Here is a 15,338-nt window from a genome sequence, read left to right as displayed (position 1 = left end):
CTGTCGCAGTGAAGACATAAGGTAACCTATGAGTCAGAGTCATTTTTTTGCCCACCTCTCCCGCCTGAAACTCATCAACCGCTGGCCGCTTATGCGCAACGTACGCACTGAAAACGTGTCAGAGCACAGTTTGCAGGTTGCCATGGTCGCGCACGCGCTGGCCGCGATTAAAAACCGCAAATTCAACGGACAGGTGAATGCCGAGCGTATCGCCCTGCTGGCGATGTACCATGACGCCTCGGAAGTGCTGACCGGGGATCTGCCCACGCCGGTAAAATACTTCAATTCGCAGATTGCGCAGGAATATAAGGCCATTGAGAAGATTGCCCAGCAGAAACTGATCGACATGGTGCCCGAAGAGCTGCGCGATATCTTCGAGCCGCTGATCGACGAGCATCAGTACACGGATGAGGAAAAATCCCTGGTCAAGCAGGCCGATGCGCTGTGCGCCTACCTGAAATGTCTGGAAGAGCTGTCCGCCGGGAATAACGAATTCCTGCTGGCGAAATCGCGCCTGGAAAAAACGCTGGCATCCCGCCGCAGCGAGGAGATGGACTACTTTATGCGCGTGTTTGTGCCAAGCTTCCATCTGTCGCTGGATGAGATTAGTCAGGATTCGCCGCTGTAGTTTTTCGCCCAGCGGCGCTGCGCTTGCAGAGCCTACGGCCGGGTAAGGCGTAGCCGCCACCCGGCGATGTTCTCAGAACGGGAATAAAACCGGAATCAGCACCACGCATACCAGCATCACCAGCACGGTGAACGGCACGCCAATCTTCACGAAGTCGCTGAACTTATAGTTCCCCGGCCCCAGCACCAGCGTATTGACCGGAGAAGAAACCGGCGTCATAAACGCCGCGGACGCCGCCATCGCCACCATCATCGCAAACGGATACGGCGAAACGCCCATGGATTTCGCCATCGCCAACGCAATGGGCGCCATCAGCACCGCCGTGGCGGTATTGGAGATGAACAAACCAATGGTGGCACACATGACGAACAGGCAAATCATCATCAGGTACGGGCCATACCCCCCGCCCGCATCCATCAAGCCTTTAACGATCAGGTCTACCCCGCCGGTTTTCTGAAGCGCCAGGGCAAACGGCATCATCCCGACAATAAGAATAATGCTCGGCCAGTGAATCGCCTTGTAAGCGCTTTCGGCGTCGATACAGCGGAATTTGCCCATCAGCAGACAGGCGATTATTGCCGCCACCGGGTTAGGGATCTCGTCGGTCAGCATTAGCGCGACCATCAGCACCAGACAAAAAATCGCGTGGGGCGCCTGGCTGTGCGCCGGGGATGCATCGCTCTCTTCAATCGGCATATTCAGCACCACAAAGTCGCGGCCTTTCTGCCCGAGCTGGCTAATCAGCTTCCAGTTGCCGACCACGAGGAAGATATCCCCCAGCAGGAGCGGCTCGTCCACGACCGCCCCTTCAAGGGCCACGCCATCGCGCTTCAGGCCCACCACGTTCAGCCCGTAGCGGGTACGAAAGCCGATTTCGCGCACGGTTTTGCCCAATAATTCTGATTCGGGGATCAGGGAGACCTCGGCCATCCCTACATCCAGCGCCTGGTCGGAGAAATACTCGCCGCGCAGCACCATCGGCTCCAGCAGCTGCTCGCTACAGAACTCTCGCAGATCTACGTCCGCCGTGGACATATCGATCAGCAGGACGTCACGCGCGCGGAACTCTGATACCCCGTTCACGTTAACGATAACCCGACGAAAACGACGCCAGCGCTCAACCCCGATGACGTTCGCGCCGTAGCGTTCGCGTAGCTTAAGATCATCCAGCCGCTGCCCCACCATCGGCGACCCCGGGCGGATGGCCAGACGCCGGGCGCGCCCGGTCAGACGGTACTCTTTAATCAGATCGCGGAAAGAGCGCCGCTTCCAGCCCTCTTTGGCTTTGTCCTGCTTTTCGCCTTTCAGCGCGAAACGGGTCAGAAGCATATAGATAATGCCCATCACCAGCACCACCAGGCCGATCGGCGTGACGCTGAAAAAGCTAAACCCCTCAAGCCCCTCACGGATCAGCTCGCTGTTCACGACGAGGTTCGGCGGCGTCGCGACCAGCGTCATCATGCCGCTGATGAGCCCGGCGAAGCTTAACGGCATCATCAGCCGCGACGGAGAGATCTGCATTCTCATGCAGACGCTCAGCACCACCGGAATAAAGATGGCCACGACCCCCGTTGAGCTCATAAACGCGCCCAGCCCGGCAACCGTCAGCATCAGGTAAATCAGCATTTTGGTTTCGCTGCTGCCCGCCACCTTAACCAGCCACGCTCCCATCATTGTCGCCACGCCGGTGCGGACCAGCCCGTCGCCGATGATAAACAGGGCGGCAATCAAAATGACGTTGGGGTCGCTAAACCCGGAAAAGGCTTCCGGCAGGGAAAGCGTACCGCTCAGAACAAACGCAACAATCACAAACAGGGCGACGGCATCCATGCGCACCTTGCCCGTGGCAAACAGAATGATGGCGATTAACAGCAGGCTCAGGACCCAAATCAGTTCACCGTTCACAACATGTCCTTGTCAGTGGAGGAGAAGCCATTCTGCCATAAAAAAAGCCCCGGTAATGCGGGGCTAAATCATGGGATTACATTTTTAGCGAGACGGTTACGATCCCGTCAGAGGCCTTCGAGACGTCGATGGCGGTCAGGGTGTTAATCACAAAATCCGCCTCCTCCAGCCGGGGGGAACCCGCCGGTACGTTAACGGCAATGACGTGGCTCCCGGCGTTCAGACCGGCCAGAACGCCTGCCGCCGCGTCTTCCACCACCACGCACTCCGCAGGGGCAAGGCCCAGCAGTTCAGCGCCGAGCAGAAACGCATCCGGTTCAGGCTTGCCGCGCTTCACGCGCTCAGCGGTAATGAACACGTCCGGCGTCGGTAAACCGGCCGCCTTATGACGGGCATGCGCGACGGGAATCGAGCCGGAGGTGACGATAGCCCACGGGATCTGCGCTTCATTCAGGTGCTCAAGCAGTTCGCGCGCACCGGGCAGCGCGGTAATGCCGTCGGTGTCGGTGGCTTCTATCTGCTCCAGATAGCTGAACTCCGCCTGAATTTCTTCCTCAGAACGTCCCGCCAGGAAGTGCCGCAATGAGGTAATGGCCTGTTTGCCATGGATAAAATTCAGTACGTCCTGATGGTCGATGCCGTGCCGGTCGGCCCAGTGGCACCACGAGCGTTCCACCACCGGCAGCGAATCCACCAGCGTACCGTCCAGATCAAACAGAAAACCTTTACACTGCACACGCACCTCCGTCAGGCATTAATGATTTGTTGAATTTCGTTGCTGCTTAAATGGTACTGACGCGGACAGGCGTGCCACGCGCTCAGCATACGTTGATATTTATCCCACATGGGGGTTTGGGCGTTGAAGCCGTGCGTACCCGCATCAAAATGGGTGTAGCGCCCTTCAGTATTCACCATAAAGCGCACATAGCTCAGATAGCGCGCTTCCGTCGCGGCATCAAAGCCCAGGAACGTCACGCGGCGCTCGTCAATGGACTGCCGATCTTTCAGGTTGGTCCAGGACACATGCAGCGCGTGGTACATCTCCATGATGTCGATAACGATACGGCAGGTTTCCTCTTTCAGCTCGCCAAATTCGCGATCCAGTTCGCGCATTTGCAAGCCAAAGCCACGTTCGACAATGGTTTGCAGGCGGCTGTAGCGCGCAGCGTTATCGGGATCAAGCATAGTCATCATCTTGTACTGGTTAGACAAAATCAGACGTTGAGCATGGGTCATTTCCATCTTTCGACTCCTGTAGCGCATTGCACTGTAAAAAAAAGACACGGTAACTGACTGTTACTGTGCCTTCTTTTGGTCGTCGTTTCGATGATCAATCACAAGTCATCGAGGAATGTTTTATCAAGCTGTTTAAACGCGCGCTTTAACGTGTCCGCCAGCGCCTGATAATCCGGCTTGCCTTCAACCGGGGCGAGCGCCTGCCCGGCCTCCTCCAGTTTTCCACGCACTTCATAAAACCAGTGTAAAATAGAAGGCGGAAGTGGCGTGACGGAACGTTTACCTAACCACCACAGCCCCTGCATCGGCAGGCTTAACGCAAAGAGCGCTGTCGCGACGGCAGGCCCAAGCTGTCCACCTAATGCTATCTGCCAGCACAGGGTAAAGACGGCAACAGGAGGCATAAAGCGGATCGCATAGCGCGTGGCGCGGATGGTACGGTTCTCAATAAACATCGGTGCCAGGCGCTTTTCCATCGGCCACGTCTTAGCGTAATGCTGTCCCCGACGAAACAGACTAAAAAAATTTACGGACGGGATTTCGGGTGTCGACATGGCTGTACCTCAACTTCACATATAAAAATTAAAATTTTCGTGCAAAACCACAACAGGCTATGACAACGTTCAAAATATTTTGTCATCGCTACCCCGTATCGGGTATCCTGTGCCAGCCTGATAGGGCCGTAGACGAGAAGCGTTAACTCGTCAAATTATCGCATATTATGCCATTGTCTGAAAAATGTTCAAAATGGCTTAAAATCATAGGTATTTCTTCCATCCTGCCAGAATGTTCGTTTGGCATGATGTTAATCATAAACGTCTGGGTCAGCTTGCGTTACGCTTTTAGGCTCATTGACGTTTTTTTAGCCACGTATCAATTATAGGTACTTCCATGTCGAGTAAGTTAGTACTGGTTCTGAACTGCGGTAGCTCTTCACTGAAATTCGCCATCATCGATGCGCTCAACGGTGACGAGTACCTCTCTGGTTTGGCCGAATGTTTCCATCTGCCTGAAGCACGTATCAAGTGGAAGATGGACGGCAGCAAACAAGAAGCGGCTTTAGGTGCAGGCGCCGCTCACAGTGAAGCGCTGAACTTTATCGTTAACACTATTCTGGCACAAAAACCAGAACTGTCTGCTCAGCTGACTGCGATTGGTCACCGTATCGTCCACGGCGGCGAAAAATACACCAGTTCCGTGGTGATTGACGACTCTGTGATCCAGGGCATCAAAGACTCTGCGTCTTTCGCACCGCTGCATAACCCGGCTCACCTGATCGGTATCGCTGAAGCACTGAAATCCTTCCCGCATCTGAAAGACAAAAACGTGGCCGTATTTGACACCGCGTTCCATCAGACCATGCCGGAAGAGTCTTACCTCTATGCCCTGCCGTACAGCCTGTACAAAGAGCACGGCGTACGTCGCTACGGCGCACACGGCACCAGCCACTTCTATGTGACTCAGGAAGCCGCAAAAGTACTGAACAAGCCGGTTGAAGAAGTCAACATCATCACCTGCCACCTGGGCAACGGTGGTTCTGTTTCAGCTATCCGCAACGGTAAGTGTGTTGACACCTCTATGGGTCTGACCCCGCTGGAAGGTCTGGTGATGGGTACCCGTTCCGGTGATATCGACCCGGCGATCATCTTCCACCTGCACGACACCCTGGGCATGAGCGTTGACGACATCAACAAAATGCTGACCAAAGAGTCTGGCCTGCTGGGTCTGACCGAAGTCACCAGCGACTGCCGTTACGTTGAAGACAACTACGACAGCAAAGAAGATGCTAAGCGTGCAATGGACGTTTACTGCCACCGTCTGGCGAAGTACATCGGTTCTTACACCGCGCTGATGGACGGTCGTCTGGATGCGGTTATCTTCACCGGCGGCATCGGTGAGAACGCGGCAATGGTACGTGAGCTGTCCCTGGGCAAACTGGGCGTACTGGGCTTCGAAGTCGATCACGAGCGTAACCTGGCTGCCCGCTTCGGCAAGTCTGGCTTCATCAACAAAGAAGGCACCCGCCCGGCTATCGTTATCCCAACTAACGAAGAGCTGGTCATCGCGCAAGACGCGTGCCGCCTGACTGCCTGATTCCACACCGCCAGCAATGCTGGCGGTGCTGTTTTGTAGCCCGCCCAACGCGGCGGTAACGAAAGAGGATAAACCGTGTCCCGTACTATTATGCTGATCCCTACCGGAACCAGCGTCGGCCTGACCAGCGTCAGCCTCGGCGTGATCCGCGCTATGGAACGCAAAGGCGTTCGTCTGAGCGTCTTTAAGCCTATCGCCCAGCCTCGTGCCGGTGGCGATGCGCCAGACCAGACCACCACCATCGTGCGTAAGAATTCCAATCTTCCTGCGGCTGAACCGCTGAAGATGAGCCACGTTGAGTCTCTGCTCTCCAGCAACCAGAAAGACGTGCTGATGGAAGAGATCATCGCCAACTACCACGCTAACGCGCAGGACGCGGAAGTGGTGCTGGTTGAAGGCCTGGTCCCGACCCGTAAACACCAGTTTGCCCAGTCCCTGAACTTTGAAATCGCGAAAACCCTGAACGCAGAGATCGTTTTCGTGATGTCCCAGGGTACTGATACCCCAGAGCAGCTGAAAGAGCGTATCGAACTGACGCGCAGCAGCTTCGGCGGTGCGAAAAATACCAGCATCACCGGCGTGATCGTTAACAAACTGAACGCACCGGTTGATGAACAGGGCCGTACGCGTCCTGACCTGTCCGAAATCTTCGACGACTCATCCAAAGCGAAAGTTATCAAGGTTGACCCGGCTAAGCTGCAAGATTCCAGCCCACTGCCTGTTCTGGGCGCGGTGCCATGGAGCTTCGATCTGATTGCCACCCGTGCAATCGATATGGCGCGTCACCTGAACGCTACCGTGATCAACGAAGGCGATATCAATACCCGCCGCGTGAAGTCCGTGACCTTCTGTGCGCGCAGCATTCCGCACATGCTGGAGCACTTCCGCGCAGGTTCCCTGCTGGTGACCTCCGCAGACCGTCCGGACGTGCTGGTTGCTGCCTGCCTGGCGGCGATGAACGGCGTGGAAATCGGTGCAATTCTGCTGACCGGCGGCTACGAAATGGACGCGCGTATCAGCAAGCTGTGCGAACGTGCGTTCGCGACCGGCCTGCCGGTCTTCATGGTGAACACCAACACCTGGCAGACCTCCCTGAGCCTGCAAAGCTTCAACCTGGAAGTGCCGGTTGATGACCACGAGCGTATCGAGAAGGTTCAGGAATACGTTGCGGGCTACATCGACGCAGACTGGATTGAATCCCTGACCGCGACCTCCGAGCGCAGCCGCCGTCTGTCTCCTCCAGCCTTCCGCTACCAACTGACCGAGCTGGCGCGTAAAGCGGGCAAACGCGTGGTTCTGCCAGAAGGCGACGAACCACGTACCGTTAAAGCGGCGGCCATCTGTGCTGAGCGCGGTATCGCGACCTGTGTACTGCTGGGTAATCCGGATGAGATCAACCGCGTTGCGGCGTCTCAGGGCGTTGAGCTGGGCGCTGGCATCGAAATCGTCGACCCAGAAGTGGTGCGCGAAAGCTACGTTGCCCGTCTGGTTGAGCTGCGTAAGAACAAGGGCATGACCGAAGCCGTTGCGCGCGAGCAGCTGGAAGACAACGTGGTGCTGGGCACGCTGATGCTGGAGCAGGACGAAGTTGACGGTCTGGTTTCCGGTGCGGTTCACACCACCGCGAACACCATCCGCCCACCGTTGCAGCTGATCAAAACCGCACCGGGCAGCTCTCTGGTTTCCTCCGTGTTCTTCATGCTGCTGCCTGAACAGGTTTACGTTTACGGCGACTGCGCGATCAACCCGGATCCAACCGCAGAGCAGCTGGCAGAAATCGCTATCCAGTCTGCTGACTCCGCGACTGCCTTCGGTATTGAACCACGCGTAGCGATGCTCTCCTACTCCACCGGCACCTCTGGTGCAGGTAGCGACGTAGAGAAAGTCCGTGAAGCAACCCGCATTGCGCAGGAAAAACGTCCCGATCTGATGATCGACGGCCCGCTCCAGTACGATGCTGCCGTCATGGCTGACGTGGCGAAATCTAAAGCGCCAAACTCGCCGGTTGCAGGTCGCGCTACCGTGTTCATCTTCCCGGATCTGAACACCGGTAACACCACCTATAAAGCGGTACAGCGTTCAGCAGACCTGATCTCCATCGGGCCAATGCTGCAAGGCATGCGCAAACCTGTGAACGACCTGTCCCGTGGTGCGCTGGTTGACGATATCGTCTACACCATCGCGCTGACGGCGATCCAGTCTTCGCAGCAGCAGCAGTAATGTTAAAAAGCCCGGTGGCGCTAGCGCTTACCGGGCCTGCGGTTTTATAGGCCGGATAAGCGAAGCGCCATCCGGCAAGAAAGGCGACCACTTAACCGGTCGCCTTTTTTATTACAGTAGCTCACGCGCCGCCGAGACAATGTCATGCGCCGTCAGGCCATACTCTTTTTGCAGGAAGTCCTGCGTGCCCACCTGGCCATAACGTTCCTTCACACCTACCCGACGCATAGGCACCGGACAGGTTTCCACCAGCACTTCCGCCACCGCCGATCCCAGCCCGTTGTGAATGCTGTGGTTTTCGCAGGTCACAATACGCCCGGTTTTCTCTGCATAGTTTTTCACCAGCATCCGATCGATGGGCTTCAGGGTAAACATGTCGATGACCGCTGCGCTTACCCCCTCCTGTTCAAGCTGGCGCGCCGCCTCCAGCGCTTCCGCCACCATAATGCCGTTGGCAATTAGCGTGATATCGCTTCCCTCGCGCAGCACGTTGCCCTTGCCGATGGTGAAGGTTGACCCAGGGGCATAGACGCTCGGCGCCTGCTTGCGGATGGTACGCACCCAGTAGAAGCCTTCCAGGTCGATAAGCTGACGCAGCACGTCCTCGAACATCACCGCATCGGTGACTTCCAGCACCACAGAGTGCGCCAGACCGCGCACGATGCCCATATCCTCGAACGACATATGCGTCCCGCCGTTGTGGCAGGCCGTCACGCCCGCATCCGAGGCAATCACCTTCACGTTATTGCGCTGGTAGTCCAGGCACATAAACAGCTGGTCGAAGCAGCGACGGCTGGCGAAGGCGGTAAAAGTGTGCACGAACGGCTTACGTCCGGTGAGCGACAGCCCGGCGGCCGTTCCGATCACGTTGGCCTCCATAATGCCGCAGTTGATGACGTGCTGTGGATAATCCCGCGCTACGCCGTCCATCGCCATCGAACTCATCAGGTCCGCCTCGAGCGCAACGATCTCGCTCCCGGCCTCAATCTGCCTGGCCACAAAGCCCGCGTAGACCTTACGCATCTCAACCGAATCTTTCTGTCCTGCCGGTGCAACCTTAATCATGTGAAGCCTCCAGTTGGCGAATCGTCTCGTTGAGCGTCGCTTTGCTCTCCTCGGTTAATCGCAGGTGATGCGAATTACTGAGCTGTTCCAGATACGGCACCCCCTGCCCTTTAATGCTGTCGAGGATCACCACCCGCGGACGCGCATTGGCCTCAGGGATCGGTGAAGTCACCTTCAGCAGTGCCGGAATGTCGTTCCCTTTGACCGTCACCACGTCAAAGCCAAAGGCGCGGAATTTGCCCTCCAGGTCGAAGGCACAGATGATTTCGTCCAGTTCACCGTCGAGCTGCTGTTTGTTCCAGTCCACGAACACGGTCAGGTTGTTCAGTCGATGGTGAGCGATAAACTGGAAGGCTTCCCAGCACTGGCCTTCGTTTAGCTCCCCGTCACCGACGATGCAGAACACGCGGTTAGGCCTTCCTGCCAGCTTGTGCGACAGCGCCATGCCGCCCGCAATCGAGATCCCCTGCCCCAGCGAACCGGTGGTGGCATCCACGCCGCGGGTTTTCAGGCGGTCCGGGTGGCTGGGCAGACGTGTTCCGTTCTGATTCAGCGTGCTCAGCTCTTCAACCGGGAAGTAGCCCTTAATCGCCAGCGTGCTGTAGAGCGCCGGGCCCGCATGGCCTTTCGACAGCACAAAGTAATCGCGCTCTGGCCAGTCCGGGTCGGCCGGGTCTATTTTCATCACCGCGCCGTACAGTACCGCCAGCGTTTCAACGACTGACATGCTGCCGCCGTAGTGGCCAAAGCCCAGCTGCGTCAGGGACTTCAGGGTCTCAAGACGGATCTGACGCGCCAGTTCGGTTATCTCATTCTCATTCATGATTTGGCTCCGGGGTTTTCCTGCGCGTTACCGCCCGCAGGTTTGTTTTTAGCGAAGATGTTGTAAGCCACCAGCAGCGCGAACAACACAACAACCAGTCCGGTGATGGCAAGCGGCGACAGGAAGCGCGCAAGATTGCCGAGCACAATCCCGACCGCACCAAAATCAGCGTCCGAGAAGGTGGTATTTGCAAAGCCAATCGCGCCCAGAACAGGCAGCAGGAGGACCGGCAGGAAGGTGATCAGCAGGCCGTTGGCAAACGCGCCAATCATCGCCCCGCGACGTCCGCCGGTGGCGTTCCCAAACACGCCCGCCGTCGCACCGGTGAAGAAATGCGGCACCACGCCCGGGAGGATCAGCACCCAGCTAAACTGACCGCAGATCAACAAGCCCACAATCCCGCCGAGGAAGCTGAACAGGAAGCCAATCAGCACCGCGTTTGGCGCATACGGGTAGACCACCGGGCAGTCCAGCGCAGGCCGCGCGTTCGGCACCAGTTTTTCAGAGAAGCCGGTAAAGGCCGGGACGATTTCCGCCAGAATCAGGCGCACGCCTTGCAGGATGATGAAGACGCCTGCTGCGAAGGTGATCGCCATGATAATGGCGTACACCAGGTAGTTTTGCCCGCCGCTGAAGGTGGACTCCACGTACTCGCGCCCGGCGCTCACCGCCATGATCAGGTAGATAATCATCATGGTCAGCGAAATTGAGATCGAGCTGTCACGCAGGAAGCTGAGGTTCTTCGGCAGGTTCATCTCTTCGGTGGAGCGCGAGCCTTTGCCGACCCTGCTGCCAATCCAGCCGGACAGCACGTAGCCCAGCGTACCGAAATGACCGAAGGCGATCTCATCGTTGCCGGTGATACGCTTCATATAGCGCTGCGCAATCGCCGGGAAGAAGGCCATAATCAGGCCGAGGATCAGCGAACCGGTAAAGACCAGCCCTACTCCCTCGAAGCCTGCGACCGTCAGGATCACGCCGATCATGCACGCCATGTAGAAGGTGTGGTGCCCGGTCAGGAAGATATACTTCAGGCGGGTAAAGCGCGCGACGATAATATTCGCCACCATCCCGAAGGCCATAATTAGCGCAGTCGATGCACCGTATTTTTCCAGGGCAATGGATACAATCGCTTCATTGTTGGGAATAATGCCCTGAATATTAAAAGCGTGCTCAAACATACCGCCTAACGGATTTAAAGAGCCTACCAGCACGGTGGCGCCACCGCCCAGAACAATAAAGCCAAGAATGGTTTTAATCGTGCCTTTTACCACATCAGAAAAGGCTTTTTTCTGCGCGACAAGACCAATTAAGGCAATTAACCCTACCAGGACTGAAGGGACTTTTAAAATATCAACAACGAAATTCAGCGTTTCAAGGATAAACATATCCACCTCGCCTAATCAGGATTATTGTCTTTCGAACCAGGCGCGCAGCTGCGCTTCGAGTTCGTTGATATCGATAATATTGTTGATGACCACCAGCTGGCTTTCCGGCACGCTGGCGCTGGCCGCAATGTCTTTCGCCATCACAAACAGGTCTGCCGCGCCCGGCGTGGCCGAGGAGAGGTCGGAGTGTTCCACCTCGGCCTCAATCTCCAGTTTTTTGAGCACCTTTTTAATATTCATTTCGACCATAAAACTGCTGCCCAGGCCGGAGCCGCAAATAGCCATAATTTTCATTGTTATCCCCTTTTTTGAGTAGAGTACGCTCCATCACGCTGACGCGTAATGTTGAGATGAAACGGATTAAAGAATTAAATCAGAAGCGGTCGATGATGGTTTTTATCTCCTCCAGCGTGTTCGCCCGGTGTAATTCAGCCATATCCTCGTCGCTGGAAAATAATTCCGCTAACGCCGAAATCATTTCGATATGGCTATGTTTGTCCGGCGCCGCCAGCATTACAATCACATTGACGGGGTCAAACTCACCGGCACCAAAAGAGACGCCCTGTTTCAGTTTTAATAATGACAGGCCGAGACCTTTCGCCCCCTCTTCCGGCCGTGCATGCGGCATTGCCAGGCCGGGAGCCAGTACATAGTAGGGTCCTAGCGCGTGGTGCTGCTCGATGATCGCCGTGACGTATTCTGGCGCAATCACCTGCAAATCCAGCAGCGGTTTCGCGCTCAGCTCCAGCGCCTGCGGCCAGTTTTCAACGCTATCCTGTAGCGTTATGGTTGTATCATATATCCACTTTTTGAGCACTTTTCACTCCCGCTAAAGCCCAGACATGGGCAAACTCTATTCAACCCATCAATCATTGACTGCGATCGCGATCACAAAGATAGCGCTACCAATAACTAACATGCAGAACTGTGATAGCGCTATCAAATTGCTATCATGGTGTGAAATCACAGCAAAAAAAGGGATTTAAGGCGTATACTGCCTGTCACGTAAAATAAGGATGAAACTGACTCACGTCCTGTCAGCAGGAAGATGTATGTCTTTAACCCGAAAACGCCGCAGTACCGGAAAAGTAACGCTCGCGGATGTCGCGCAGCTTGCCGGCGTAGGCACGATGACCGTTTCCCGTGCTCTCCGCACGCCCGAACAGGTTTCCGATAAACTGCGTGAAAAAATTGAAGCTGCGGTGCAGGAGCTGGGTTACATGCCCAATCTTGCTGCCAGCGCGCTAGCTTCAGCGTCGTCATGGACGATTGCGATGGTTGTTCCCAATCTTTCCGAAGCTGGATGTTCCGAGATGTTCGCCGGGCTACAGCAGGTGCTTCAGCCTGCGGGCTACCAGATCATGCTGGCGGAATCTCAGCACCGGCTTGAACAGGAAGAGAAATTGCTCGAAACGCTGCTGGCATCGAACATCGCCGCGGCAATATTACTCAGCGTTGAACACTCTGATACCGTGCGGCACTGGCTTAAAAACGCCTCTATCCCGGTAATGGAAATGGGTGCGATGCGTGCCGATCCGATTGATATGAATATCGGGATTGATAATGTCGCCGCCATGTATGAACTCACAGAAATGGTGATCCAGCGCGGCTACCAGAATATCGGCCTGCTGTGTGCGAACCAGGAGCAGTGGATTTTTCAGCAGCATTTGCAGGGCTGGTACAAGGCGATGCTGCGCCACCATATGTCGCCGAACAGGGTGATTAATGCCGCCATGCCGCCAAACTTCTCTACCGGCGCGGCGCAGCTGCCCGAGTTCCTGCTGGCGTGGCCAGAGCTGGACGCGCTGGTGTGCGTGTCCGATGAGCTCGCCTGCGGCGCGCTGTATGAGTGCCAGCGTCGGCGCATCAAAGTGCCGGACGATTTAGCGGTGGTGGGCTTTGGCGACAGCGACGTCAGCCGCGTCTGTCAGCCGCCGCTGACGACGATGGCGGTGCCGCATCGCAAGATTGGTATTGAAGCCGGGAAAGCGTTACTGGAACGACTAAACGACGGGGGCTGGCGCGACCATAAGCCCATCGCGTCCAGCCTGTGCCTGCGGGAAAGCTGTTAAGGCTTACTCAGCCTCTTCCTCTTTCTCCGCTCTATTTTCCGGTTTAGCGGATTCGTTTTTGGCGTTGCGGGTCATCCACAGCGCCAGTGCTTTTAAGGAATCCGGGGTGAACTCGTCGCAACGCGCGGTGATCTCTTCCGGCGTCATCCAGCTGACTTCGCTCACTTCCTCTTCCTGCAAGGCGAAAGGCCCATGGGAAACGCAGCTAAACAGCCCGCCCCAGACGCGGCAATGCTCATCTTCAAAATAAAACTGGCCGTGCTCGGCAAACGGCACGCCAGCGATACCTAACTCTTCTTCCGCTTCACGACGCGCGGAATCCAGCAGCACTTCATCGGCCTGCACGACGCCACCCGCTGTGGCATCCAGCATACCAGGAAGAAAATCTTTGGTGTCGGTGCGACGCTGGACCAGAATCTTGCCCATGCCGTCATGAACAACGATGTACGTCGCGCGGTGACGCAGACGCTCCGCACGCATTTGTTCGCGGCTGGCCTGCGCGATCACTTCATTTTCTTCGCTGACAATGTCAACCCATTCAGTACTTGCCAAATGATTCTGCTCCACCATCGGGAAACCTTCTCGTCTAAGCGCTCTTTCGGCGCGTTTGCAGTTGAGGTGTAACTTACGGATTAATCGCTATCTGTGCAATAACTTGCTGATCATTAAGTGCTATAACGCTTAATGTACCGTCTTCGTACATGCCGTAGCTTGCCGGGTAACCGCCCTTTGGAATGCTGACGGACCCGGGGTTGAAGTAATAAATGCCTTCACGTTTTTCCGCCACCGGAATATGAGTATGGCCAGAAACCAGGACATCGCCAGCGGCGAGTGACGGCAGGTTATCCGGGCCGAACAGGTGCCCATGGGTCAGGAACAAACGGCTGTTTTCCATCAGCACCTGCTGCCAGGGAGCGGTGATGGGAAAGTGCAGCAGCATCTGGTCAACTTCACTGTCACAGTTGCCGCGCACGGCAATGATGCGCGAAGCGTGCTGATTCAATTTTTCCGCCACCTGCGCCGGGGCATAGCCTTCCGGCAGCGCATTGCGCGGGCCATGGTTTAATACATCACCCAGGATGACCAGCCATTGCGCCCCGCTTTGGGCAAACAGCGAAAGCACGCGTTCGGTCGCGGGCAGCGATCCATGGATATCCGACGCAAACATCAGTTTCATCAGTTACTCCTCCGACAATCAGACTGCCCCTATCATACCTCAAGCGCCTCGTCCGATCAGCCCGCGCGCTTAGCGGAGAGTGCCACATAGCGCTGCACCGACGCGCGTTGCCACTGGAACCCGGCATAATCCACCAGCAGCTGCGGGACGGCATCCCCGTTGAGGATCAGGCGATTGAGCATCAGCGCCAGATCGGCGTCGGCAATACACCACTCGCCAAACAGGTTCGGACTGCCGTGAGCCAGCAGCGAGGAGGCCGTCTCAATCAGCTTTTGCGCGCTGGCTTCCCCCTCCGCGCTGAGCGCCGGCTTTTTGACGCCAGCGAAGACCACGTCCGTGGAGCGCTCGACGCGAATCGGCACCAGATCGCTGCGCAGCCACGCCTGGATCTGACGGGCGCGGGCGCGCTTTTGCAGATCGTGAGGATAGATGCGTTCCCACTCTGGCGGAGCAAAGCGATCTTCCAGATACTCGTCAATCGCCGAGGATTCGCTCAGCTCAAAGCCGTCAATCTCCAGCACGGGAACCCGTCGGGTAAGCGCGTAGCCCTGCCACTGGGGCTTCAGATGTTCGCCGCTGTCCAGGTCAATAGTTTTCAGATTCACGGCGAGCCCCTTTTCAGCCAGCGCCACGTAAACGCTCATAACATAAGGAGAAAAGAAGTTCGCATCGGACCACAACGTTATTACAGGCTGGCTCATGACATCCTCATTAACTGATTGGTTTTCAC

Annotated in this window: 16 protein-coding genes; 4 read left to right on the top strand and 12 right to left on the bottom strand. The window is 56.4% G+C overall.

The genetic code is table 11. The features are described 5' to 3' along the window. Positions 1-28 precede the first annotated feature (28 nt). Positions 29-628 (top strand): 5'-deoxynucleotidase, encoded by a 600-nt coding sequence (yfbR, locus tag INF58_RS10670; protein WP_063868195.1) that lies wholly within the window; start codon positions 29-31, stop codon positions 626-628. Between the two features lie 72 nt (positions 629-700). Here the strand turns inward: yfbR and INF58_RS10665 are convergent, their stop codons facing one another. The 4 genes from INF58_RS10665 to yfbV form a co-directional block, all read right to left on the bottom strand. Continuing rightward, positions 701-2,533, bottom strand: a complete 1,833-nt coding sequence (locus tag INF58_RS10665; RefSeq protein WP_193035556.1) for an SLC13 family permease — start codon at positions 2,531-2,533, stop codon at positions 701-703. Positions 2,534-2,609: 76 nt separating this feature from the next. Further along, positions 2,610-3,269 carry a sugar phosphatase gene (locus tag INF58_RS10660; RefSeq protein ID WP_063450393.1) on the bottom strand — a complete coding sequence of 220 codons (660 nt, stop codon included), beginning with the start codon at positions 3,267-3,269 and terminating at the stop codon, positions 2,610-2,612. 11 nt (positions 3,270-3,280) lie between these two features. Next, the gene (locus INF58_RS10655) at positions 3,281-3,775 is read right to left on the bottom strand and encodes a YfbU family protein (RefSeq protein ID WP_023617380.1); all 495 of its coding nucleotides are present in this window, start codon (positions 3,773-3,775) and stop codon (positions 3,281-3,283) included. Between the two features lie 92 nt (positions 3,776-3,867). Beyond that, positions 3,868-4,323, bottom strand: a complete 456-nt coding sequence (yfbV, locus tag INF58_RS10650) for a terminus macrodomain insulation protein YfbV (RefSeq protein WP_059312846.1) — start codon at positions 4,321-4,323, stop codon at positions 3,868-3,870. Positions 4,324-4,660: 337 nt separating this feature from the next. Between yfbV and ackA the strand changes: the two genes are divergently transcribed. Continuing rightward, entirely contained in the window at positions 4,661-5,863 is a 1,203-nt protein-coding gene (ackA, locus tag INF58_RS10645) for an acetate kinase (RefSeq protein ID WP_063450394.1), read from the top strand. 75 nt (positions 5,864-5,938) lie between these two features. Then, positions 5,939-8,083 carry a phosphate acetyltransferase gene (pta, locus tag INF58_RS10640; RefSeq protein ID WP_102750750.1) on the top strand — a complete coding sequence of 715 codons (2,145 nt, stop codon included), beginning with the start codon at positions 5,939-5,941 and terminating at the stop codon, positions 8,081-8,083. Between the two features lie 111 nt (positions 8,084-8,194). Here pta and INF58_RS10635 read toward each other — a convergent pair whose 3' ends face one another. The 5 genes from INF58_RS10635 to INF58_RS10615 all read right to left on the bottom strand — a co-directional run bounded on the left by INF58_RS10635 (position 8,195) and on the right by INF58_RS10615 (position 12,176). Continuing rightward, positions 8,195-9,148, bottom strand: a complete 954-nt coding sequence (locus tag INF58_RS10635) for a transketolase family protein (RefSeq protein WP_193527655.1) — start codon at positions 9,146-9,148, stop codon at positions 8,195-8,197. Then, positions 9,141-9,971 carry a transketolase gene (locus INF58_RS10630; RefSeq protein ID WP_193527654.1) on the bottom strand — a complete coding sequence of 277 codons (831 nt, stop codon included), beginning with the start codon at positions 9,969-9,971 and terminating at the stop codon, positions 9,141-9,143. The genes INF58_RS10635 and INF58_RS10630 overlap by 8 nt, the downstream gene beginning before the upstream one ends. Then, on the bottom strand, positions 9,968-11,359 hold the full coding sequence (locus tag INF58_RS10625; RefSeq protein WP_063450398.1) for a PTS ascorbate transporter subunit IIC: 1,392 nt from the start codon (positions 11,357-11,359) through the stop codon (positions 9,968-9,970). The genes INF58_RS10630 and INF58_RS10625 overlap by 4 nt, the downstream gene beginning before the upstream one ends. Before the next feature lie 21 nt (positions 11,360-11,380). Continuing rightward, positions 11,381-11,653, bottom strand: coding sequence for a PTS sugar transporter subunit IIB (locus INF58_RS10620; RefSeq protein WP_003861447.1), 273 nt, complete (start codon positions 11,651-11,653; stop codon positions 11,381-11,383). Between the two features lie 79 nt (positions 11,654-11,732). Beyond that, positions 11,733-12,176, bottom strand: coding sequence for a PTS sugar transporter subunit IIA (locus tag INF58_RS10615; protein ID WP_193527653.1), 444 nt, complete (start codon positions 12,174-12,176; stop codon positions 11,733-11,735). Positions 12,177-12,411: 235 nt separating this feature from the next. On the opposite strand from INF58_RS10615, the gene INF58_RS10610 reads away from it, so the two are divergent. After that, positions 12,412-13,431 (top strand): LacI family DNA-binding transcriptional regulator, encoded by a 1,020-nt coding sequence (locus INF58_RS10610; RefSeq protein ID WP_063450401.1) that lies wholly within the window; start codon positions 12,412-12,414, stop codon positions 13,429-13,431. 3 nt (positions 13,432-13,434) lie between these two features. Here INF58_RS10610 and yfcD read toward each other — a convergent pair whose 3' ends face one another. The 3 genes from yfcD to yfcF are packed head-to-tail and all read right to left on the bottom strand — an operon-like array spanning position 13,435 to position 15,309. Continuing rightward, positions 13,435-14,001 carry an NUDIX hydrolase YfcD gene (yfcD, locus tag INF58_RS10605; protein WP_063450402.1) on the bottom strand — a complete coding sequence of 189 codons (567 nt, stop codon included), beginning with the start codon at positions 13,999-14,001 and terminating at the stop codon, positions 13,435-13,437. Positions 14,002-14,056: 55 nt separating this feature from the next. Further along, positions 14,057-14,608, bottom strand: a complete 552-nt coding sequence (yfcE, locus tag INF58_RS10600; RefSeq protein ID WP_063868180.1) for a phosphodiesterase — start codon at positions 14,606-14,608, stop codon at positions 14,057-14,059. A 56-nt stretch (positions 14,609-14,664) separates the two neighbouring features. Continuing rightward, entirely contained in the window at positions 14,665-15,309 is a 645-nt protein-coding gene (yfcF, locus tag INF58_RS10595; protein ID WP_102750757.1) for a glutathione transferase, read from the bottom strand. Positions 15,310-15,338: the final 29 nt, after the last annotated feature.

The organism is Enterobacter cloacae complex sp. P24RS, from assembly GCF_014982165.1.
Taxonomy (GTDB): Bacteria; Pseudomonadota; Gammaproteobacteria; order Enterobacterales; family Enterobacteriaceae; genus Enterobacter; species Enterobacter quasihormaechei.
The sequence above is the reverse complement of the archived record's forward strand: the minus strand, read 5'-3'. Positions and strand labels throughout refer to the sequence as shown.